Genomic DNA, 22,021 nt, shown 5'->3' with positions numbered 1-22,021 from the left:
CCATGCCCATGCGCGCATCGTTCTGCTAGCCTTCGCGCCCTATGCCGGCACCGCCCCACGAACGCAAGCGAACGAACGGCCCGTCGCTGGGCCAGACAGGCGAGGAGATCGCACCCGAGCTCATCGGCCTCCTGCACCGGAACGCATCCGCCGAAGAGTTCGCTGCATGCCTCGCGCATGTCGAGTCGCTGCCCGATGCGCTGCAGCGCAAGCCCGGCCTGGTGGAACTGGTGCGCATGGCCATGGCGCTGCGCAACCGGCTCGAGCTGCACGAGCAGCGCGAACGCGGCATGCTCGCGGTGATCGAATCGGCGCAGGACCTCTCGAGCCGCCTCGATCTCACGGGCCTACTCAAAGCCATCGTGAGCCGCGCGCGCAAGCTGATGGGCGCGCACCTGTGCTGGCTCACGATCTACGACACGGCGAGCGGCGAGTTCCAGGTGGTCGTGGCCGACGGCGCCATCTCCGATCGCACCGGCAAGATGACCGCCGGCCGGAACCTGGGCGTCGCGGGCATCGTGATGTCCACGCGCCTGCCCTTCTTCACGCCCGACTACCTGCACGACAACCGCTTCGCGCACGACCCCGCGCTGGACGACACCTTCAGGGACGAAGGCGTCGCGGCACTGGTCGGCGCGCCGCTCATGTGCGACGACAACGTGATCGGCCTGCTCTTCGTGGCCGACCGCTACCACCGCACGCACACGGCGCTGAACGTGTCGATCCTCTGCACGCTCGCCACGCACGCGGCCGTCGCCATCAACAACGCCAAGGCTTTTGCGGAAGCGAAGACGGCGCTGGACAACGCGGACCTGGCGCGCGCCGAGCTCGAGCGGCATGCGCGCGATGTGCAGGAGGCGGCCGAGGCGCACGAGCAACTCACCTCGCTGCTCGCGAAAGGCGCGTCGCTCGGCGCGCTGTGCGAGTCGGTCGCGCAGCTTCTGAATGGCAGCGTGCTGGTGCTCGACGAAGCCAGCGAAGTGATCGGCCGCGCCACCGCGCCGGGCTACGCCGGCACGGCGGCCGATGCCTATGCGCCGCACGACGAGCACAGCGCCGCGCTGGCGCAGGCGCTGCGCGAGAGCCGCCAGGCCGGCCGCTCGGCGGTCGCCTACACACGCGGCGGCGAGCTGTGCCGCGCGATCGCGGTGATCGGCGGCAACGACGTGCTCGGCGCGGTGCTGCTCTTCCGGCACAAGGACCTGCGGGACATCTCGGTGCGCACCTTCGAGCGAAGCTCGAGCGTCATCGGCGTCGTGCTGCTGTCGCAGGAGCGCGTGGAGGCGAGCAAGAGCCGCGATGTCTCGGCGCTGCTGCACACGCTCATCTCGCCGCGGCAGGACGAACCCGCGTTGACGCAGGACCGCGCCGAACGCTTCGGGCTCGACCTGTCGCAGCCGATCTCGCTGATGGTGGTCGAGATGGAGCAGCCGCGGCCGGGCTTCTGGGCGCGCCGCCTCAGGACCGGCGCACCGCTCTCGGACCTCGTGATGGATGAAGTCGATGGTGCGCTGGCCATCGTGTGCGGCGCGACGAAGGCGCAGGATGTCCTCGCTCAATTCACCGCATTCGCCAGCCGCGAGCTCGGCGATGCCTACCGCGGTGTGCTGTCGAGACCGGTGAGAACGCCCGCGGAAATGCCGGCCCTGTATGCGACGCTGCGGCGCGCGCTCGCGGTGCTGGGCCGCCTGGGCATGCGCGGCCACATCGTCGGGCAGAACGAGATGGCGCTGTATTCGGTGCTCTTCGAGACGCACGACCAGGCGAGCCTGAACACCTTCCTGAACGCAGCCATCGGCGCCGTGATGGGCCATGACAGGAAGCGCGGCTCGGAACTCACGGCCACGCTGCTGGCGTACTTCGACAACAACCAGAACGCGAAGACGACCGCGGCCCGCATGGGCATCCACGTCAACACGGTGCGGCAGCGGCTTGCCAGCGTGGAAGAACTGCTGGGGCACTGGGGCAATGCAAGCCGGGCGCTGGAGATCCATGTGGCGCTGAGGCTCTGGAGCCTGGGCATGGCGGGCGACGCGCCGGCGCTCGAGGGCTGATCCGGCCGGGCCTGCCGGGCCCGACAGCGCAATCCAGGAGAAATCACCACTCCGGTGCATCCGGACTGGCACGTCGCTTGCATAACCTGACCACTTGCTCTGATTAAGCGGTCAAACACACCATGCGCGTGCTCGTCGTCTATTGCCACCCGGTCGAAACCAGCTTCCATGCGGCCCTGCACCAGGAAGTGCTGAAGAACCTGCGCGCCGCCGGGCACGAGGTAGACGACTGCGACCTGTACGCCGAGGGCTTCGACCCGGTGCTCTCGCGCGAGGAGCGGCTCGGCTACCACGACGTGCCCGCCAACCAGCTGCCGCTCCAGCCGTATGTCGAGCGGCTGCAGTGGGCCGAGGGCATCGTGTTCTGCTTTCCGACCTGGTGCTTCGGGCTGCCGGCGATGCTCAAGGGCTACTTCGACCGGCTCTTCATGCCGGGCGTGGCCTTCGACATCACCGACCCGGCGAACGTGAAGCCGATGCTCACGCACATCCAGCGGATCAGCGCCGTGGTCACCTACGGCCGGCCGCGCTGGATGGCCTGGTACATGGGCGATCCGCCGCGCAAGATCGTCACGCGCTACATGAAGCGGCTCACCGGCCAAAGGGCCAAGGTGGACTACCACGCCCACTACCACATGAACGTGGCGACCGAGCCCCAGCTCAAGCGCTTCATGGCGCGCGTGGGCCAAGCCATGGCGCGCTTCGCATGAACGCGCCCGTGCTGCTCGACAACGCGCGGCTGCCGCGCTGGCTGCTTCCGACGGACTGGCCGCAGCGCGACGGCGTTCCGGTGCTGGCGCGCATCGCGCTCGACGCGGGGCGCGTGCAGTCGGTGCGTCCCGCCGATAGCGCCGCCCCCTCGCCCGAAGGCTGGGACCTGGCCGGCACCCTCGTGCTGCCCGGCTTCGTCGACGCCCACACGCACCTGGACAAGGCCTTCACGCTCCCGCGCATGAAAGATGTGCAGCCGGGCTTGCTCGGCGCCATCGACGCGATGCTCGCCGACCGCGTGCACTGGAGCCCCGCCGACGTGCGCGAACGCGCCGCGCGCGGCCTGCAGTGGGCCTGGGAATGCGGCACCACGCATGTGCGCACGCACGTCGACTGGTGGGAGCCCGATGCGGTGCCGCTGGCCTGGCCGGTGCTGGCCGAACTCGCCGAGGAATGGGCGGGCCGGGTGCGGCTGGAGCAGGTGAGCCTCATCAAGCTGCCGCTCTTCGAAGACGCGGCGCGGGCGCTGCGCCTTGCGAAACAGGTGAAGGCCAGGGGGCCGCATGCGCTGCTCGGCGGCTTCGTGCATTCGACCAACTGGAGCGAGAACGCGCTGCGCAACCTGCTGACTGCGGCGCAGGCCTGCGACCTGGACATCGACCTGCATGTCGATGAAGAACTCAATGCAGCGGCAGTCGGCCTGCAAACCACCGCACGCATCCTCCGCGAGATCGGCTTCGAAGGCCGCGTGGTCTGCGGCCACATCTGTGCGCTGGCGGTGCAGCCTGAATCGCAGGCCTTCGCGACGCTCGATGCGGTGGCGCGTGCGCCGATCACCGTGGTCTCGCTGCCCGCGACCAATCTGCTGCTGCAGGACGCAGTCACAGGCCGCACACCGCGGCTGCGCGGCATCACGCTCGTGAAGGAAATACGCGAGCGCGGCATTCCACTGCTGCTCGCGAGCGACAACGTGCAGGACCCGTTCTGCCGGCTCGGCAGCTTCGACCCCGTCGAGGCGCTGGGCACGGCCGCGCTGGTCGCGCAACTCGATGAACCCTTCGACAACTGGTCGCAGGCGCTGTGCCGCGGCGACTGGCTGCAACGCGCGCCCGCCACGACGGCGCCCACGCTGGTCGGCGCGAAGGCCGACCTGGTGCTCTTCACGCAGGCCGATCGCCACGGCTGGCCCTCACGCACCGCCGCCCGCGTGGTGCTGCGCGATGGCTGCGTGACGCACGGCGACGCGACACCCTTCTTCCCCAAGTAAGCAAAGAACACGCAAGGACTCCCATGCTCCACGGCTACATCCCGCCCCACCGCTTCCTGCCCTACCTGAGCTGGACCGAAATCGCCGCGTTGCCCGACCGCGAGAACACGGTCATCGTGCTGCCCTGCGGCGCCATCGAACAGCACGGCCCGCACCTGCCGTGCTCGGTCGACAGCGTGATCGCCTCGGGCGTGATGGGCCGGGCGCTCGAGAAGCTGCCCGCCGAGGTGCGCGCCTTCGCGCTGCCCACCATCACCTACGGCAAGTCGGAAGAGCACCTGCACTTCCCCGGCACGATGACGCTCACCGGCACCACGCTGCTCTCTACCGTGACCGAGATCGGCGAGTCGGTGTACCGCGCGGGCTTTCGCAAGCTCCTGTTCGCCAACGGCCACGGCGGACAACCGCAGGTGCTGGAGATGGCGGCGCGCGAACTGCGTCTGCGGCACGGCGACTTCGTGGTGGTGCCGCATGGCGTGTCGCGCCTGCCGAACGCATCGAGCAAGCAGATCAGCGAACAGGAAAAGCGCTTGTCGATGCACGCCGGCCATTCCGAGACCGCGCTGATGCTCGCGCTCGCACCCGACACGGTGCACATGGAGCGTGCGGCGGCCAACTTTCCGCCGCCCTTCCCGATCAAGCTGCTGTCGGCCGACGGCCGCCCCGCCTGCGCATGGACCGCGCGCGATTTCGGCCCGAGCGGCGTGATCGGCGATCCGACCAGCGCCACGCGCGAACAGGGCATCGAGATCCTGGAGACGCTCTCCGACAGCTGGGTGCAGGCGCTGACCGAACTGCATGCGCTGCGCTGGGTGGTGCGCGAGGAGCCCACCTGGGAGCGCGGCCACCAGCAGGGTTTCATCCAGCAATCGTTCGTGCCGGCCTGAGGCGCGCTCCTTGCATCGGCTTCATTCTTTTTCATCCAGCCTTCGAGAGGTCCCCACCATGCGTTCCTTCGCTCTTTCCCTGGCCGGCGCCGCCGCGCTGTCGCTCCTCACGGCCGTCGCACCCGCACAGGCCCAGGACAAGTTCACCTACATGACCAACTGGTACGCGCAGGCCGAGCACGGCGGCTTCTATCAGGCGCTGGCGCAGGGCATCTACAAGAAGTACGGCCTGGACGTGACCATCAAGATGGGCGGCCCGCAGGTCAACATCACGCAGATGATGGCGGCCGGCCAGGCCGACTGCATCATGGGATCGAGCGACATCCAGATGATGCAGGTGCGCGAAGGCGGCGTTCCGGTTGTCAACGTCGCGGCCTTCTTCCAGAAGGACCCGCAGGTGCTGATCGCGCACGACGACGTGAAGAAGTTCGAGGACCTGAAGGGCAAGACGCTGCTGATCGGCGCGCAGGCCAACCGCGGCTACTGGCCGTGGCTTAAGGCCAAGTTCGGCCTCGTGGACGAACAGACGCGCCCCTACACCTTCAACATCCAGCCCTTCGTGGCGGACAAGAACACCGCGCAGCAGGGCTACCTGACGTCGGAGCCCTACGCCATCCAGAAGGCCGGCGTGAAGAGCACCGTGCTGATGTTCAGCGACCACGGTTTCCCCGCGTACGCGACCACGGTGTCGTGCATGGAGAAGACGGTGAAGGACCGCAGCAAGCAGGTCGCCGCGTTCGTGAAGGCCTCGGCCGAGGGCTGGAAGAGCTACCTCGCCGACCCAGCGCCCGCCAATGCGCTCATCAAGAAAGACAACCCCAACATGACCGACGACCAACTGGCCTACAGCGTCGCCAAGCTCAAGGAGATGGGCATGGTCACCGGTGGCGATGCGGCCAAGCTGGGCATCGGCGTGATGACGGATGCGCGCTCGAAGGCGAGCTACGACTTTCTCGTGAGCGCAAAGCTGCTGGACCCGGCGAAGGTCGAACTCGCAAAAACCTACACGACCGAGTTCGTGAAAGACGCCAAGGTCTTGCCCTGAACTTCCGCGCGCCATGAATCGCATCGAACCCCACACCCTCGCGCCACCGACGGCACCTGCCGTGCCCGCGGTGGAAGTGCTCTCGGCCGAGAAGACCTACCCCAACGGCACGCAGGCGCTGCTGCCGGTGGACCTGTCGATCGCCGAAGGCGAGTTCGTCACGCTGCTCGGGCCTTCGGGCTGCGGCAAGAGCACGCTGCTCAAGATGGTGGCGGGCATGCTGGAGCCAAGCGACGGGCGCCTCCTGGTGTGGCGCAAGCCCGTGAGCCAGTTGCACGACAGCGCGCGCCGCATGTCGTTCGTGTTCCAGTCGCCCACGTTGATGCCTTGGGCCAGCGTGCAGACCAATGTGCGGTTGCCACTCGACCTGGCCGGTGTGCCTCGCAAGGAGGCCGATGCGCGGGTGATGGAATCGCTCGCGCTTGTGGGTCTCGAGAAATTCGCCGGCGCGCTGCCGCGCGCGCTGTCGGGCGGCATGCAAATGCGCGTGTCGATCGCGCGCGGGCTGGTCACGCAGCCCGACCTGCTCCTGATGGACGAGCCCTTCGGCGCGCTCGACGAGATCACGCGCCACAAGCTCGATGCCGACCTGCTCGAGCTCTGGCGCAAGAAGAAGCTCACGGTGATCTTCGTGACGCACTCGATCCATGAAGCGGTGTTCCTGTCGAGCCGCGTGGTGATGATGGCGGCGCGGCCGGGGCGCGTGGTGGAGCAGTTCCAGATCGACGAGCCCTATCCGCGCAGCGCCGATTTCATGGTGACGCCCGAATTCGCGAAGTACGCGAAGCGGCTGCAGGACAGCCTGCTGCGCGCAAGCAATGCCGACGAGGAGCACGCGCGATGAAACAGCGCACTCCCCTCTTGAACCAACCGCGCGTACAGCGCGTGCTGTACCCGGTGCTGATCGGCGTCGTGCTGGTCGCGCTGTGGCAGTGGATGGTGGTGGCGATGGAACTGCCGCCCTACCTCGTGCCCTCGCCGTATCTCATGATGCAGACGCTGGTGACCGACTGGGCGCCGCTGGGCAATGCGCTGTTGGTCACGCTCAAGATCACCGTGCTGTCGTTCGCGCTAGCGACGGTGGCAGGCGTGCTGATCTCGTTCCTCTTCGTGCAGAGCAAGCGCATCGAGACGGCCCTCTTTCCGTATGCGGTGCTCTTGCAGGTGACGCCCATCGTCGCGGTGGCGCCGCTGATCATCATCTGGGTGAAGAACCCGGTTGCGGCGATGACAGTGTGCGCGGCGCTGGTGGCACTGTTCCCGATCATCAGCAACACGACGCTCGGGCTGCGCAGCATCGATCCCGACCTGCAGAGCTACTTCAAGCTGAACCGCGCGACGCGCTGGCAGCAGCTGGTGCGGCTGCGCATTCCGAGCGCGCTGCCGTATTTCTTCGGCGGGCTTCGCATCTCGAGCGGCCTTGCGCTGATCGGCGCAGTGGTGGCGGAATTCGTCGCAGGCACCGGCGGCTCGGGCGCGGGGCTGGCGTACCAGATCCTGCAGGCGGGTTTCCAGCTGAACATTCCGCGCATGTTCGCGGCCCTGTTGCTGATCTCGCTGACCGGCGTGGCGCTCTTCGTGCTGATGGCCTGGCTCACCAAGGTGGCGCTGGGTTCGTGGCATGCGAGCGAACTTTCCCAAGATTGAAATTGCTGACATCGACGACGACCATGAACGCTCCCGCTTCCTCCATCGAGCAGTTGCTGCTCGAACTGCCCGACCTCGACTGGATCACCGACGAAGGCCGCGTCACGCGGCTCTCGCAGGACTTCTCGTGGTTCAGCCCGGTGCTGAATCGCCAACTCAAAGACAAGCGCGCCGACGTGGTCGTGCGGCCGCGCAGCGAAGACGAGATCCGCGCTGTGGTGGGCGCCTGCGCGCGACGCGGTGTGCCGATCGTCATCCGTGGCAGCGGCACCGGCAACTACGGACAGACGACGCCGCTCGCGGGTGGCGTGGTGCTCGACATGACGGGCTACAACGCCTGCCTCTGGGTGCAGCCCGGCGTGGCGCGCGCGCAGGCCGGCATCCGGCTTGGCGAACTGGAGAAGCAGACGAAGTCGTCGGGGCAGGAGATGCGCTGCGTGCCGTCGACCTACCGCAGCGCGACGCTCGGCGGACTTTTCGGCGGAGGCTTCGGCGGTGTGGGCTCGATCAACTACGGGCCGCTGGGCGCGCCCGGCAACGTGCTCGGCATCCGAGCGATGACGATCGAGGCGGAGCCGCAGGTGGTCGAACTGCGCGGTGCCGAGGCGATGCGCATGCACCATCTGTGGGGCACCAACGGTCTTGTGCTGGAACTGGAGATTGCGCTGGCGCCCGCGCATCCGTGGCTGGAGACGCTGGTGACTTTCCACAGCTTCGAGAACGCGCTGCACTTCGCCGACAAGCTCGCGAACGGGCCGGGCATCGTGAAGCGGGAGATCTCGTTCTTCGCAGCGCCCATCTCCGATCATCTGGCGCAGCTCGCGGCGTACTTGCCCAAGGGCTGCCACACGGTGCTGTCGCTCGTCGCCGAATCGTGCGAGCCGGCGCTGCTGCAACTGGTCGAGGCGCACGGCGGCACCGTGAGCTACCGCAAGACCGCAGCCGAGGTGCAGAAGAGCAATCGCACGCTGATGGAGTTCACCTGGAACCACACGACGCTGCATGCGCTCAAGGTCGACCCGACGCTGACCTACCTGCAGAGCGGGTTCATCCCCGGCAGGCATGTCGAACAGATCATCGAGATGGAAAAGCTGCTGGGCGGCGAGGTGATGATGCACATCGAATTCATCCGCAACGTCGCGGGGCTCATGACCTGCAGTGGGCTTCAGCTGGTGCGCTTCAGCACCGAGGAGCGGCTGGCCGAGATCATTGACATCCATCGCGCGCACAACGTGCACATCAACAACCCGCATGTGAACATCGTGGAAGACGGCAAGGCGGGCGGGCCGCTGCCGGCCGAGGTGATCGCGGTGAAGAAGCGCTTCGATCCGATGGGTTTGCTGAACCCGGGCAAGCTGCGCGACTGGCCGGTTCAGCCGGCGGCCTGAAGCGGATTCAGCGCTGGCGGCGGCCCAGTGCGAACGCGATGCCGACGATGGCGAGCATTGCGATCCACAGCGGCCACAAGCCGAATGGCGCCACCCAGCGCGCATAGGGCGTGAGCCCGGTGCGGCCTTCGACCGTGGCTTCGAGCACGCCTCGCGTGAGGCGCGGCAGTTGGTGCGTCACGCGGCCTTCGGCATCGATGACGACGGTGGCGCCAGTGTTGGTGGCACGCACCATCGGCCGCGCGAATTCGAGCGCGCGCATGCGTGAGATGGAGAGGTGCTCGTCGATGGCCACCGAGTCGCCGAACCACGCGATGTTGCTCACGTTGAGCAGGATGGTCGGTGCGGTCGCCTCGTCGCGGAAGTTCGCGCCAATTTCGTCGCCGAACAAGTCTTCGTAGCAGATGTTCGGCGCGATGCGCTGGCCCTGCCAGACGAATGGCGCCTGCGCGAGGCCGCCGCGCTGGAAGTCGCCGAGCGGGATGTTCATCATCTCGATGAACCAGCGGAAACCCGGCGGAATGAATTCGCCGAAGGGCACGAGGTGGTGCTTGCTGTACTGGTACGGCTGCGTTGCACCGGGCTGGAAGCCGAGCACCGCGTTGCTGTAGCCGGCGCGGCCGCCCAGCGGCAGGCCGACGATCGCCGCCTGCGTGCCGTTGCTGTAGCGCGCCTGGATCGCTTCGAGATAGCCAGGGGGCAACTGCTGGGGCAGCAGGGGCACGGCAGTTTCGGGTGTGACGACGAGCGACGCCTTGGCATCGCGCAGTTGTTCGCCGTACCAGCGCAGGGCGGTTTCGATGCCGCCGCCGGGGATGAATTTCTCGTCCTGGGGGATGTTGCCTTGCAGGAGCGCGACCTGGAGGCTGCCGGTGCTGGCGCCGCGCAGTGAGGGCGCGATGTGCGGGAAGCCGAACACGAGTGCGACGAGCACTAGTCCCGCGACGACGTCGGCCTTGCGAGCGAGGGGGCCCAGTACGAGGAGCGCCATCGCGAGCGCCGCGACGGCGCTGATGCCGTAGACGCCGATCCACGGCGCCCACGCGGCGAGCGGGCCTTCCACATGCGCATAGCCGCCCGCACCCCACGGGAAGCCGGTGAACCAGCTGCCGCGCACGAGTTCAGCGAGCGTCCACAACGCGGCGAAGACCAGCGCGCCGGTCACGCGCCCCTTCGGGCCGCGCACCACGAACCATGCGGCGGCCACGGCGTAGTAGAGCCCCAGCGCCGCCGCGAGCGCCAGCACGGCGATGGCGGCCAGCGGCGCCGGCAGTCCGCCGTAGGTGTACATCGAGATGAAGAGCCACCAGAAGCTGCCGGTGAGCCAGGTCGTCGAGAAGAGCCAGGCGTGAAGCCCGGCGCGGCGCCAGCCGGCGCCCTCGGCGCGCAGGCTGCCGAGCAGCCAGACCAGCGCGCCCATCGAAAGAAGCTGCAGCCACCACAGCGGCTTTCCGCCGAGCGGCCAGGCGATCGACAGCGCCTGCGCGAGGCCAGCCAACCCGAACCCGAGCAGCCGAAGCCAGGCCATCACGGGAGAAGCAGGCGAGATGCGCGCCGTCGCCGCCGCGGGCAACGGCATCAGTCGGCCGCGTCGCCGCCGCGCGCTGGCGACACCTTGAACCAGCGCACCGCGCCGCCCTTGGTGTGCAGCACCACGAAGTCGAAGCCGCCCATCGCATGGTGCTCGCCGCGCTTGGGCACATGGCCCATCTCGTGCGCGATGAGGCCGCCGATGGTGTCGAAGTCTTCGCTCAGTTGCTCTTCGTCGAAGGTGATGCCGAAGGCCTCGGCCACGCGCTCGATGGGCGTGTCGCCCGAGACGCGGTAGGTGTGGTCGGCCAGGCCGAAGATGTCGCCCTCGTCCTCGGCGATGTCGAACTCATCTTCGATCTCGCCCACGATCTGCTCGAGCACGTCCTCGATGGTGATGAGGCCGGCCACGCGGCCGAATTCGTCGATGACGATGGCCAGGTGGTTGCGGTTGCCGCGGAATTCGCGCAAGAGGTCGTTCAGGCCCTTGCTCTCGGGCACGAAGGTGGCCGGGCGCAGCAAGGCGCGAATGTTCAGGCCCGGCGCGCGCTGCAGCTTGAGCAGGTCCTTCGCGAGCAGGATGCCGATGATGTTTTCTTTTTCGCCCTCGTACACCGGGAAGCGCGAGTGCGCGGTGTCGATGATGAGGTGCAGCAGCGCATCGAAGGGCGCATCGATGTTCACCAGATCCATGCGCGGCGCGGCAACCATGACGTCGCCGGCGGTCATGTCGGCCATGCGCAGCACGCCTTCGAGCATCACGCGCGACTCGGCGCCGATCACCTCGTTGTCCTCGGCATCGGCCAGGGTTTCGATCAGCTCGTCGCGCGAGTCGGGACCGGGGTGGATGAATTCGGCAAGCTTCTGGAGGAAGCCGCGCTTGTCTTCCCGTTCTACGGGTGCGCGTTCAGGGTGAGGTTCGGCCACTGCGGGAGGGCGTAGTTGGGGAGGGGCAAGGATAACGGATTGCGTGTGACACGCTCTACCTTGAGTTCTATCCTCAGAGGAGAACACGGGCGGGCGCCGCCGGGCTCGCCCCAAGGCGAGCCGCGCCTCCCCCTTGGGGGGGTGGCGAATTACACGCAGCGAAGCGAAGTGAAAAGCCGGGGGGCCAACAGTCAAGGGGCAGATTTGCTGCGCGCGTCGCGCATGCCGCTGCGCACTTCCTGCAGGCTCGCGAGAAAAGCCCAGAACTGCTTGGCGCGGCTCTTGAGGGCGAAGTCGACCGCGGCGTAGTGCTCCAGCGAGATCTGGCTCATGCGGCTGTCGAAGGTGGCCTCCGGCAGTTGCAGATGCGCTTCGGCTTCGGAGCCGCTGCGCACCACGGTGGCGCCGGCGTTGCGGGCGATCTTGAGCATGGCGGCGTTCTCGCTCAGCGCATGGATGAAGAGCATGCCCACGCCTTCGTTGCGGGCCACGACCACCGCCCGCTCAAAGAGGCGGGCACCGTAGCCGCGGCCGCGGGCGTGCGCGGAGACCGAAACGCCGAATTCGGCGCAGTCGCTGTGCTGGTCGCCGGGCGCGAACGCCAGGTGCGACATCGCGATCAGTTCGAGGCGGCGGTTGTAGATGCCGAACAGCTCGTCGCGCTCGAAATCGAGGCTGTCGACGTAGCGCTGGACCTGCTCGTCGGCCGCGGCGTAGCCGAAGCGCAGGTACCGGTCGTGGGGGGTGAGCGCCAGCAGGTGCTGGGCGATGCGCTCCCGCTCGCGGGGGCCGATCGAGCGGATCGGCACCATGACGGGCTGGGGCGAGGAGACGGCGCGTGGCTGGGTCTCAACCATCGGCGCTTTCAAGAAAGAGCCGAGGCCTAGAGACGCTTTGAGGAGGGTCTTGGCGGTAAGCATGGCTCGAATGTAAGGGTTTTCCCTTAATCAACAAGCCGCAAGGGGCACTTCCAAGACACATTCGTGACCCATTACCAGAACGCGTGGCGCCCGAGCAACCACTTCGGGGTCAAACGGGGACGGCTGTTGTGGCTTTGACACGGTCCAGCACGAAGCTGGTCTTGCAGTCCTCGACGCTCGGGTGCTTGAGCAGGGTGTCCATGATGAAGCGGCTGTAGTGCGCCATGTCGGCCACCACGACGCGCAGCAGGTAGTCCATGTCGCCCGTGAGGGCCGCGCATTCAACCACCTCGGGCCAGGTCTGGACGCTGGCGCGGAAGAGGTCCATCGGGTTGCGCTTGTGGGTCTCGGTGTGCTTTTCGAGCCGCACGTTGAGGTAAGCCGTGAGGCCGAGGCCGATCACCTCGGGGCGCACGAGGGCGACGTAGCGGTCGATCACCTTGCTTTCTTCCAGGCGCTTGACCCGCCGCAGCACGGCGCTGGGCGACAGGCTGACCTGCTCGGCGAGCTGGTCGTAGGTGGCGCGCCCGTCTGCTTGCAGCGTGCGCAGAATGAGGCGATCAATCTTGTCGAGTGCTTCCATCAGCTTATTTTTGCAGTTTTACTGCGCATCCGCCACCCAGCGCGCCCAACAACGCTGAAAACTTGAGCGGCATCCAACCTACATTGCAGCACTGGCGTTTTTCGCCTATCTCTTACCTATCGATCCCCCACTTTCTGGAGACCGCACATGAGCCAAGCCGACGCACCCGCCTTCACGCCCTGGGAGAACCCCATGGGCACCGACGGCTTCGAATTCATCGAATACGCGGCGCCGGACCCGGTTGCCATGGGCAAGGTGTTCGAGCGCATGGGCTTCACGGCCATTGCCAAGCACCGCCACAAGAACGTGCTGCTGTACCGCCAGGGCGATATCAACTTCATCCTGAATGCCGAACCCGATTCGTTCGCGCAACGCTTCGCCCGCGAGCACGGCCCGAGCGTCTGCGCCATCGCCTTCCGCGTGCAGGACGCCAAGCAGGCCTACGAGCGCGCCACCTCGCTGGGCGCCTGGGGCTTCGCCGACAAGGCCGGCCCGGGCGAATTGAACATCCCCGCCATCAAGGGCGTGGGCGACAGCCTGATCTACCTGGTGGACCGCTGGCCCGGCAAGAACGGCGCGAAGCCGGGCGACATCGGCAACATCGGCTTCTATGACGTCGACTTCGAACCGCTGCCGGGCGTGTCCTCGCAGGACGGCCTGGCCACCAAGGGCAATGGCCTCACCTACGTCGACCACCTGACGCACAACGTGTACCGCGGCCGCATGGACGTGTGGGCCAACTTCTACGAGAAGCTCTTCAACTTCCGCGAAGTGAAGTACTTCGACATCGAAGGCCAGGTGACGGGCGTAAAGAGCAAGGCCATGACCAGCCCCTGCGGCAAGATCCGCATCCCGATCAACGAAGAGGGCAAGGAACAGGCCGGTCAGATCCAGGAGTACCTGGACATGTACAAGGGCGAGGGCATCCAGCACATCGCGATGGGCTCGGACGACCTGTACGCCACCGTCGATGCGATGCGCGCCAAGGGCGTCGTGCTGCTCGACACCATCGACACGTACTACGAACTGGTCGACAAGCGCATTCCCGAGCACGGCGAGAGCGTGGCCGAGCTGAAGAAGCGAAAGATCCTGATCGACGGCAAGAAGGACGCCCTGCTGCTGCAGATCTTCAGCGAGAACCAGCTGGGCCCGATCTTCTTCGAGTTCATCCAGCGCAAGGGCGACGACGGCTTCGGCAACGGCAACTTCAAGGCGCTGTTCGAGAGCATCGAGCTCGACCAGATGCGCCGCGGCGTGCTGAGCGCCGCAAAATAAGGGCCCTTTCAACCGGCCTTATTGCCCAGGAGTCCGCATGCGCAGCAGCACGTCTTCGTCGATAGCTTTGACCTTCATCGCGGCGGCTGCCGCCGTTCTTTCGGGTTGCGCGATGGCGCCGGCGGCAACGACGCCGGTGGCCACCTCGCACCTGGACGCGGTGCAGAAAGCCGCGGTGCTGCGCATCTGCACCCCGGGCGACTACAAGCCCTTCAGCTTCCAGAAGACCGATGCCTCGTTCGAAGGCATCGACATCGACCTGATGACCGGCTTCAGCGCGAGCCTCGGCGCCAGGCCCGAGTGGGTCAAGACCACCTGGGCCAACCTGCTGCCCGACCTGGCTGCGGGCAAGTGCGACATCGCGGTAGGCGGCGTGTCGGTCACCACCGACCGGCAAAAGCGCGCCTTCTTCAGCGCGCCCTACATGGTCAACGGCAAGACGCCGATCGCGCGCTGCGCCGACGTGGCCAAGTACCAGAGCGTCGCGGCGATCGACCAGCCTTCGACGCGAGTCATCTTCAATCCGGGCGGCAGCAACGAACGCTTCGCCCGCGCCAACTTCAAGCAGGCCAAGCTCACGTTGCACGGCGAGAACGTGACGATCTTCGACGAGATCCTCGCCAACCGCGCCGACGTGTTCGTGACCGAAGCGGCCGAGGCCATCACGCAGCAGAAGCTCAAGCCGGGCCTGTGCGCAGTGAACCCCGACAAGCCGCTGCAGTACGGCGAAATGGCCTGGATGCTGCCGCGCGACGACGTGGCCTTCAAGTTGTACGTCGACCAGTGGCTGCACCTGCAGCAGGCCGGCGGCGACTTCCAGCGCGTGATGGACCGCTGGCTCAAATAACCCGAGAGAGAAACAAGATTCCCCATGGATTCCCCTGCCGCCGCCGTCATTCCCGCCGTCTATGGCGCATCCGATCGTCCGCCGCGCGGCGACTACTCGCGCGGCGGATCGGTGCAAGCCGACTACACCTGCCCACAGGACTGGGCCAGCTACACGGCGGCCGACCACGACACCTACCGGCGGCTCTACGAGCGGCAGGCTGCGCAACTGCCGGGCCTGGCCTGCGATGCGTTCATCAACGCGCTGCCGTCGCTGGGCGTGAAAGACCGCATCCCGCACTTCGATGAAATCAACGAGCGGCTGCACAAGGCCACGGGCTGGGAAATCGTCGCGGTGCCGGGGCTCATTCCGGAGCTGCCCTTCTTCACGCTGCTCGCGAACCGCAAGTTCCCGGTGACCGACTGGATCCGCAAGCCCGAGGAGTTCAATTACATCGTCGAGCCCGATGTGTTCCACGATCTCTTCGGCCACGTGCCGATGCTGTTCGACCCGACCTTCGCCGACTACGTTCAGCGTTACGGCGCGGGCGGCATCAAGGCGCACGAACTGGGTGCGGGCGAGAAGCTTTCGCGGCTGTACTGGTACACGGTGGAGTTCGGCCTGATTCGCCAGCCCGACGGCCTGCGCGCCTATGGCGCCGGCATCCTGAGCTCGGTGGGCGAGCTCAAGCACGCCGTGCTCAGCGACGAGCCGCGCCGGCTGCCGCTCGATCTGCTGCGCGCCATGCGCACGCGCTACAAGATCGACACCTACCAGAGCAACTACTTCGTGATCGAAGACTTCGCGCAGCTCTTCGATCTCACGGCGCCAGATTTCACGCCGATCTACGAAGCGCTCGCGGTCGAGGCCGACATCGAGCCCGGCGTGCTGCTGCCGGGCGAGACCGGCAAGGCCTGACAGCGTCCTCCGCGCTATCGCCTGCGCGACACCCCGCGCAGGCACCCTAGGACAAGCCCGCTGGTGGCTGGGAGCACCTCGCTCCCACAATCCGCGCCAAAGGAGCTTGCATGCAGACATCCGCGCGACAAAACTATCCAGCCGGCGTGCCCGAGGAAATCAATCCCGAGCAATACCGGTCACTGCCCCACATGTTCGAAGAGGCGTTCGGTCGCTACAAGGACCGGCCGTTCTCGGTCTGCATGGAGCGCTGGATGACCTACGGCGAGCTCGATGTGCTGTCGAAGGCGCTGGGCGCCTGGCTGCAGTCGAAGGGGCTCGAGCCGGGTGCGCGTGTGGCGATCATGCTGCCCAACATTCCGCAGTTCGCCGTCACGATGTGCGGCGTGCTGCGCGCGGGCTACACCTGCGTGAACGTGAATCCGCTCTACACGGCGCGCGAGCTGGAGCATCAGCTCAAGGACTCGGGCGCGACGGCGATCGTGATTCTCGAGAACTTCGCTTCGACGCTCGAACAGGTGATCGAGCGCACGCCGGTCAAGCATGTCGTCATGACCTCGATGGGCGACCTGCTCGGTGGTCTGTACGGCGCGTGGATCACGATCGCCGTGCGTCACCTGGCCAAGATGGTGCCGCCGTACAAGCTGCCGCTGAGCGACGGACGCACGGTGACGCCGTTCACGCAGGCGATCTCCGAAGGACGCGGTCGCACGCTGGCGGCCGACGAGAGCACGCTCGATTCGATCGCGTTCCTTCAGTACACCGGCGGCACGACCGGCCTGTCGAAGGGCGCGGTGCTTACGCATCGCAACATCGCGGCGGCAACGCTGCAGGCCGAAGCCTGGTTCACGCCGGCATTGGCCCGCGCCGGCGATCTCGCGAAGGTCAACAGCATCGCTGCGCTGCCGCTGTATCACATCTTCGCGCTGACGCTGTGCCTGCTGGTGATCCGCCAAGGCTCGCACATGACGCTGATTCCGAACCCGCGCGACTTCGACAAGTTCATCGCGGTGTTGAAGAAGCGGCCGTTCCACATGCTGCCCGCGGTGAACACGCTGTTCAACGCGCTCCTGATGCATCCGCAGTTCAAGACGATCGATTTCTCGACGCTCTTCGTCTCTCAGGCCGGCGGCATGGCCGCGTCGGAAGGCACGGCGCGCAAGTGGTTCGAGGCGACCGGCTGCGCGATGATCGAAGGCTGGGGCATGAGCGAGACCTGCGCGATCGGCACCAACAACCCGGTGTCGAACACAAAGTTCACCGGCACCATCGGGCTGCCGTTGCCGAGCATCGAGATCGCGATCAAGGACGACGAGGGCAACTCGGTGCCGATCGGGCAGTCGGGCGAACTCTGCATCAAGGGCCCCAATGTGATGACGGGCTACTACAACCAGCCCGCCGAGACCGCGGCCGCGTTTACCGCAGATGGCTTCATGCGGACGGGCGATATCGCCGTGATGCAGGAAGATGGCTACAGCCGCATCGTCGACCGCAAGAAGGACATGATCCTGGTGAGCGGCTTCAACGTGTTCCCGAACGAGTTGGAGAACGTGATTTCGCTGTGCCCGGGTGTCGTTGAATGTGCGGCGGTGGGAGTGCCTGACGAGAAGCAGGGCGAGGCGATCAAGGTTTTCGTGGTGCGCCGGGATCCGAATTTGACCGAGGACGCGGTGCTTCAGTACTGCAACGGGCAACTCACTGGGTACAAACGGCCGAAGCACATCGAGTTTCGCGACTCGCTGCCGAAAACCAATGTGGGGAAGATCCTGCGGCGTGAGCTTCGCACCAGCGCGAGCGCCTGAATGAGCAATGCCGCGGCGAGCGCCGGCTTGCCGGCGAATGTCGTCGTGTTCGAGCGCGGATGGCTGTCATCGAACAACGTCCTGTTTGTCGGGGCAAAGGAAACCGCGCTGGTGGACACCGGCTATGCCACGCATGCCGAGCAGACGTTGGCGTTGGTTGAGTCGGCGCTGGGCTCCCGGCCGCTGGACCGCGTGCTGAATACGCATCTGCACAGCGACCATTGCGGCGGGAACGCCGCGTTGCAGTTGCGTTATCCGGCACTTCGAACGGATATTCCCCCAGGGGAAGCGGCGTTGGTGAAGCGGTGGGACGAGCGCGGCTTGAGTTTTCTTGCGACTGGGCAGACTTGCCCTCGTTTTCGGTTCACCGGGTTACTGCAGCCCGGAACGGAATGCCTGCTTGGTGACAGCACGTGGGAAGTCCACAGCGCACCTGGCCATGATCCCCATTCGATCATCCTGTTCGATCCGGCTTCGCGCACGCTGATCTCCGCGGATGCGCTGTGGGAGAACGGTTTTGGCATCGCATTTCCTGAGCTGGCGGGGGAGCCGTCTTTCGGCGAGATCGCAGCGACGCTGGATTGCATCGAGAAATTGGCGCCGCGGCAGGTGATTCCTGGACACGGCCGCGTGTTCAATGGCATCGACAGTGCGTTGGCCACCGCGCGCCGGCGTCTCGGCGGGCTGAAGCGCGACCCGGCGAAGCACGCTCGACATGCGATCAAGGTGCTGATGAAGTTCAAGCTGCTGGAAATGCAGCACATCGCTCTCGAGGACTGGTCGGCGTGGCTGCGAGGCACGCCGTACTTGGAGACTATTCGTCTTCGCTTCTTTGCAGATGAAGAATTGGATCAATTAACCGAGGATATCTTGGCCGAATTGATTGCCGCAGGTGCGGCCGAGAAGGATGCTTTGGGTATTCGTAATACCTGAATCCGGTCGCTTCGGAGTGGAAAAGCGCGCCATCCAGGATTGGGGGGCGTTTTTATTCCTCGAATTCCAAATCTGAAAAGCAAAAAACCCCAGTCATTGCTGACTGGGGTTTTCTGGGCTGTAAGAGCCTGACGATGACCTACTTTCACACGGGAACCCGCACTATCATCGGCGCTGAGTCGTTTCACTGTCCTGTTCGGGATGGGAAGGAGTGGTACCAACTCGCTATGGTCATCAGGCATAAAGGGTTGTTTACCTGATCACATGATCAAGTAAACGAATTCATAGAGTTTGGAATCAGCGCGCAATTGTCTTGCGCTTGCTTGAATGTATTTTGAATGCGTCAACTTGGCATAACACCTTGATCTGATTGATCAAAGTTATAGGGTCAAGCCGCACGAGCAATTAGTATCAGTTAGCTTAACGCATTACTGCGCTTCCACACCTGACCTATCAACGTCCTGGTCTTGAACGACTCTTTAGGGGGCTCAAGGCCCCGGCAGATCTCATCTTGAAACGAGTTTCCCGCTTAGATGCTTTCAGCGGTTATCTCTTCCACACTTAGCTACTCGGCAATGCCACTGGCGTGACAACCGATACACCAGAGGTGTGTCCACTCCGGTCCTCTCGTACTAGGAGCAGGCTTCCTCAAATCTGCAGCGCCCACGGAAGATAGGGACCAAACTGTCTCACGACGTTTTAAACCCAGCTCACGTACCTCTTTAAATGGCGAACAGCCATACCCTTGGGACCGGCTACAGCCCCAGGATGAGATGAGCCGACATCGAGGTGCCAAACACCGCCGTCGATATGAACTCTTGGGCGGTATCAGCCTGTTATCCCCAGAGTACCTTTTATCCGTTGAGCGATGGCCCTTCCATACAGAACCACCGGATCACTATGTCCTGCTTTCGCATCTGCTCGACTTGTCAGTCTCGCAGTTAAGCACGCTTATGCCATTGCACTATCGTCACGATGTCCGACCGTAACTAGCGTACCTTCGAACTCCTCCGTTACGCTTTGGGAGGAGACCGCCCCAGTCAAACTGCCTACCATGCACTGTCCCCGATCCAGATAATGGACCTAGGTTAGAACCTCAAACACACCAGGGTGGTATTTCAACGTTGGCTCCACAAGATCTAGCGACCCTGCTTCAAAGCCTCCCACCTATCCTACACAGATCTGTTCAAAGTCCAATACAAAGCTACAGTAAAGGTTCATGGGGTCTTTCCGTCTTTCCGCGGGGAGATTGCATCATCACAAACATTTCAACTTCGCTGAGTCTCAGGAGGAGACAGTGTGGCCATCGTTACGCCATTCGTGCAGGTCGGAACTTACCCGACAAGGAATTTCGCTACCTTAGGACCGTTATAGTTACGGCCGCCGTTTACTGGGACTTCAATCAAGAGCTTGCACCCCATCATTTAATCTTCCAGCACCGGGCAGGCGTCACACCCTATACGTCCACTTTCGTGTTTGCAGAGTGCTGTGTTTTTAATAAACAGTCGCAGCCACCGATTTTTTGCAACCCATTCATGCTTCGTTGTTCACTACACACTAATAGGGCACACCTTCTTCCGAAGTTACGGTGTCAATTTGCCGAGTTCCTTCTCCTGAGTTCTCTCAAGCGCCTTAGAATACTCATCTCGCGCACCAGTGTCGGTTTGCGGTACGGTCGTATATAGCTGAAGCTTAGTGGCTTTTCCTGGAACCTCGTTCAGTCACTTCACGGACAAGTCCGCTCGATCGTTGGCCTCGGTATATGTGCACCGGATTTGCCTAATGCACGCCTACATCCAACTAAACCAGAATAATCCAATAACTGGATGACCTATTAAGATCCGTCCCCACATCGCACTATATAACGGTACAGGAATATTGACCTGTTTCCCATCAGCTACGCATCTCTGCCTCGCCTTAGGGGCCGACTCACTCTACGCCGATGAACGTTGCGTAGAAAACCTTGCGCTTACGGCGAGGGGGCTTTTCACCCCCTTTAACGCTACTCATGTCAGCATTCGCACTTCTGATACCTCCAGCACGCTTTACAACGCACCTTCACAGGCTTACAGAACGCTCTCCTACCACTTGCAATAAATTGCAAATCCGCAGCTTCGGTAACTGGCTTAGCCCCGTTACATCTTCCGCGCAGGACGACTCGATCAGTGAGCTATTACGCTTTCTTTAAATGATGGCTGCTTCTAAGCCAACATCCTGACTGTTTTAGCCTTCCCACTTCGTTTCCCACTTAGCCAATTTTAGGGACCTTAGCTGGCGGTCTGGGTTGTTTCCCTCTTGAGTCCGGACGTTAGCACCCGGTGCTCTGTCTCCCAAGCTGTACTCATCGGTATTCGGAGTTTGCCTTGGTTTGGTAAGTCGCCATGACCCCCTAGCCAAAACAGTGCTCTACCCCCGATGGTAATACTTGAGGCACTACCTAAATAGTTTTCGGAGAGAACCAGCTATTTCCAAGTTTGTTTAGCCTTTCACCCCTATCCACAGCTCATCCGCTAGTTTTGCAACACTAGTCGGTTCGGACCTCCAGTACCTGTTACGGCACCTTCATCCTGGCCATGGATAGATCACTTGGTTTCGGGTCTACACCCAGCGACTGATCGCCCTATTCGGACTCGATTTCTCTACGGCTTCCCTATTCGGTTAACCTTGCCACTGAATGTAAGTCGCTGACCCATTATACAAAAGGTACGCAGTCACCCCTTACGAGGCTCCTACTTTTTGTAAGCACGCGGTTTCAGGATCTATTTCACTCCCCTCCCGGGGTTCTTTTCGCCTTTCCCTCACGGTACTAGTTCACTATCGGTCAATGATGAGTATTTAGCCTTGGAGGATGGTCCCCCCATATTCAGACAGGATTTCTCGTGTCCCGCCCTACTTGTCGTTAGCTCAGTACCACACAGGTCATTTCACGTACGGGGCTATCACCCGCTATGGCCAGTCTTTCCAAACTGTTCCGTTATGTCTTGTGCTATCACTAACAGGCTCTTCCGATTTCGCTCGCCACTACTTTCGGAATCTCGGTTGATGTCTTTTCCTCGAGCTACTGAGATGTTTCAGTTCACCCGGTTCGCCTCGCATGACTATGTATTCATCATGCGATACCTTTCGGTGGGTTTCCCCATTCGGAAATCTCCGGATCAAAGCTAATTTGCCAGCTCCCCGAAGCTTATCGCAGGCTATCACGTCCTTCGTCGCCTATCATTGCCAAGGCATCCACCACGTGCTCTTATTCACTTGACCCTATAACTTTGACGTTTCTTTCGAAACTACAAAATCATTTCAAGGAATAT

General features: G+C 63.9%; 17 protein-coding genes and 2 rRNA genes. 13 read left to right on the top strand and 6 right to left on the bottom strand.

What is annotated here, in order from left to right; translation table 11 throughout:
* Window positions 1–41 precede the first annotated feature (41 nt).
* The 8 genes from QFZ83_RS00110 to QFZ83_RS00075 all read left to right on the top strand — a co-directional run bounded on the left by QFZ83_RS00110 (window position 42) and on the right by QFZ83_RS00075 (window position 8,999).
* Entirely contained in the window at window positions 42–2,054 is a 2,013-nt protein-coding gene (locus tag QFZ83_RS00110; RefSeq protein WP_307501219.1) for a helix-turn-helix domain-containing protein, read from the top strand.
* A 122-nt stretch (window positions 2,055–2,176) separates the two neighbouring features.
* On the top strand, window positions 2,177–2,764 hold the full coding sequence (locus QFZ83_RS00105; protein WP_307501216.1) for an NAD(P)H-dependent oxidoreductase: 588 nt from the start codon (window positions 2,177–2,179) through the stop codon (window positions 2,762–2,764).
* Window positions 2,761–4,032: an amidohydrolase family protein gene (locus QFZ83_RS00100; RefSeq protein WP_307501213.1), complete on the top strand. Its 1,272-nt coding sequence runs from the start codon at window positions 2,761–2,763 to the stop codon at window positions 4,030–4,032. Before QFZ83_RS00105 ends, QFZ83_RS00100 begins: the two co-directional genes overlap by 4 nt.
* Before the next feature lie 23 nt (window positions 4,033–4,055).
* Window positions 4,056–4,919 carry a creatininase family protein gene (locus QFZ83_RS00095; protein WP_176661549.1) on the top strand — a complete coding sequence of 288 codons (864 nt, stop codon included), beginning with the start codon at window positions 4,056–4,058 and terminating at the stop codon, window positions 4,917–4,919.
* A 58-nt stretch (window positions 4,920–4,977) separates the two neighbouring features.
* Window positions 4,978–5,964 carry an ABC transporter substrate-binding protein gene (locus QFZ83_RS00090; RefSeq protein WP_280811277.1) on the top strand — a complete coding sequence of 329 codons (987 nt, stop codon included), beginning with the start codon at window positions 4,978–4,980 and terminating at the stop codon, window positions 5,962–5,964.
* A 13-nt stretch (window positions 5,965–5,977) separates the two neighbouring features.
* A complete protein-coding gene (locus QFZ83_RS00085) occupies window positions 5,978–6,808 on the top strand; it encodes an ABC transporter ATP-binding protein (RefSeq protein ID WP_307501205.1) in 831 nt (276 codons plus the stop codon).
* Window positions 6,805–7,611, top strand: coding sequence for an ABC transporter permease (locus QFZ83_RS00080; protein WP_307501203.1), 807 nt, complete (start codon window positions 6,805–6,807; stop codon window positions 7,609–7,611). The genes QFZ83_RS00085 and QFZ83_RS00080 overlap by 4 nt, the downstream gene beginning before the upstream one ends.
* 23 nt (window positions 7,612–7,634) lie before the next feature.
* Window positions 7,635–8,999: an FAD-binding oxidoreductase gene (locus tag QFZ83_RS00075; protein ID WP_307501200.1), complete on the top strand. Its 1,365-nt coding sequence runs from the start codon at window positions 7,635–7,637 to the stop codon at window positions 8,997–8,999.
* 7 nt (window positions 9,000–9,006) lie between these two features.
* Here the strand turns inward: QFZ83_RS00075 and lnt are convergent, their stop codons facing one another.
* The 4 genes from lnt to QFZ83_RS00055 form a co-directional block, all read right to left on the bottom strand.
* Window positions 9,007–10,578 carry an apolipoprotein N-acyltransferase gene (lnt, locus tag QFZ83_RS00070; RefSeq protein WP_307501198.1) on the bottom strand — a complete coding sequence of 524 codons (1,572 nt, stop codon included), beginning with the start codon at window positions 10,576–10,578 and terminating at the stop codon, window positions 9,007–9,009.
* Window positions 10,578–11,456 carry an HlyC/CorC family transporter gene (locus QFZ83_RS00065; RefSeq protein WP_013543777.1) on the bottom strand — a complete coding sequence of 293 codons (879 nt, stop codon included), beginning with the start codon at window positions 11,454–11,456 and terminating at the stop codon, window positions 10,578–10,580. Before QFZ83_RS00065 ends, lnt begins: the two co-directional genes overlap by 1 nt.
* A gap of 191 nt (window positions 11,457–11,647) precedes the next feature.
* Window positions 11,648–12,376, bottom strand: a complete 729-nt coding sequence (locus tag QFZ83_RS00060; protein ID WP_013543778.1) for a GNAT family N-acetyltransferase — start codon at window positions 12,374–12,376, stop codon at window positions 11,648–11,650.
* 109 nt (window positions 12,377–12,485) lie between these two features.
* Complete coding sequence (locus tag QFZ83_RS00055) at window positions 12,486–12,959, bottom strand: Lrp/AsnC family transcriptional regulator (RefSeq protein WP_013543779.1); 474 nt, start codon at window positions 12,957–12,959, stop codon at window positions 12,486–12,488.
* A gap of 147 nt (window positions 12,960–13,106) precedes the next feature.
* On the opposite strand from QFZ83_RS00055, the gene hppD reads away from it, so the two are divergent.
* The 5 genes from hppD to QFZ83_RS00030 all read left to right on the top strand — a co-directional run bounded on the left by hppD (window position 13,107) and on the right by QFZ83_RS00030 (window position 18,713).
* Entirely contained in the window at window positions 13,107–14,234 is a 1,128-nt protein-coding gene (gene hppD / locus QFZ83_RS00050) for a 4-hydroxyphenylpyruvate dioxygenase (protein ID WP_013543780.1), read from the top strand.
* A 37-nt stretch (window positions 14,235–14,271) separates the two neighbouring features.
* Window positions 14,272–15,081, top strand: a complete 810-nt coding sequence (locus tag QFZ83_RS00045) for a transporter substrate-binding domain-containing protein (RefSeq protein WP_307501194.1) — start codon at window positions 14,272–14,274, stop codon at window positions 15,079–15,081.
* Between the two features lie 24 nt (window positions 15,082–15,105).
* The gene (phhA, locus tag QFZ83_RS00040; protein WP_306881377.1) at window positions 15,106–15,978 is read left to right on the top strand and encodes a phenylalanine 4-monooxygenase; all 873 of its coding nucleotides are present in this window, start codon (window positions 15,106–15,108) and stop codon (window positions 15,976–15,978) included.
* A 110-nt stretch (window positions 15,979–16,088) separates the two neighbouring features.
* Window positions 16,089–17,780: an AMP-binding protein gene (locus tag QFZ83_RS00035; RefSeq protein WP_307501191.1), complete on the top strand. Its 1,692-nt coding sequence runs from the start codon at window positions 16,089–16,091 to the stop codon at window positions 17,778–17,780.
* Window positions 17,781–18,713: an MBL fold metallo-hydrolase gene (locus QFZ83_RS00030; RefSeq protein ID WP_307501189.1), complete on the top strand. Its 933-nt coding sequence runs from the start codon at window positions 17,781–17,783 to the stop codon at window positions 18,711–18,713. It begins immediately after the preceding gene.
* A gap of 126 nt (window positions 18,714–18,839) precedes the next feature.
* Here QFZ83_RS00030 and rrf read toward each other — a convergent pair.
* Both rrf and QFZ83_RS00020 read right to left on the bottom strand, forming a co-directional pair.
* Window positions 18,840–18,952 (bottom strand): 5S ribosomal RNA (gene rrf / locus QFZ83_RS00025).
* A gap of 145 nt (window positions 18,953–19,097) precedes the next feature.
* Window positions 19,098–21,971 (bottom strand): 23S ribosomal RNA (locus tag QFZ83_RS00020).
* Between the last annotated feature and the right edge of the window lie 50 nt (window positions 21,972–22,021).

It is taken from the genome of Variovorax sp. W1I1 (genome assembly GCF_030815625.1).
Lineage (GTDB): Bacteria > Pseudomonadota > Gammaproteobacteria > Burkholderiales > Burkholderiaceae_C > Variovorax > Variovorax paradoxus_C.
This window is presented reverse-complemented; position numbering and strand designations above follow the sequence as displayed.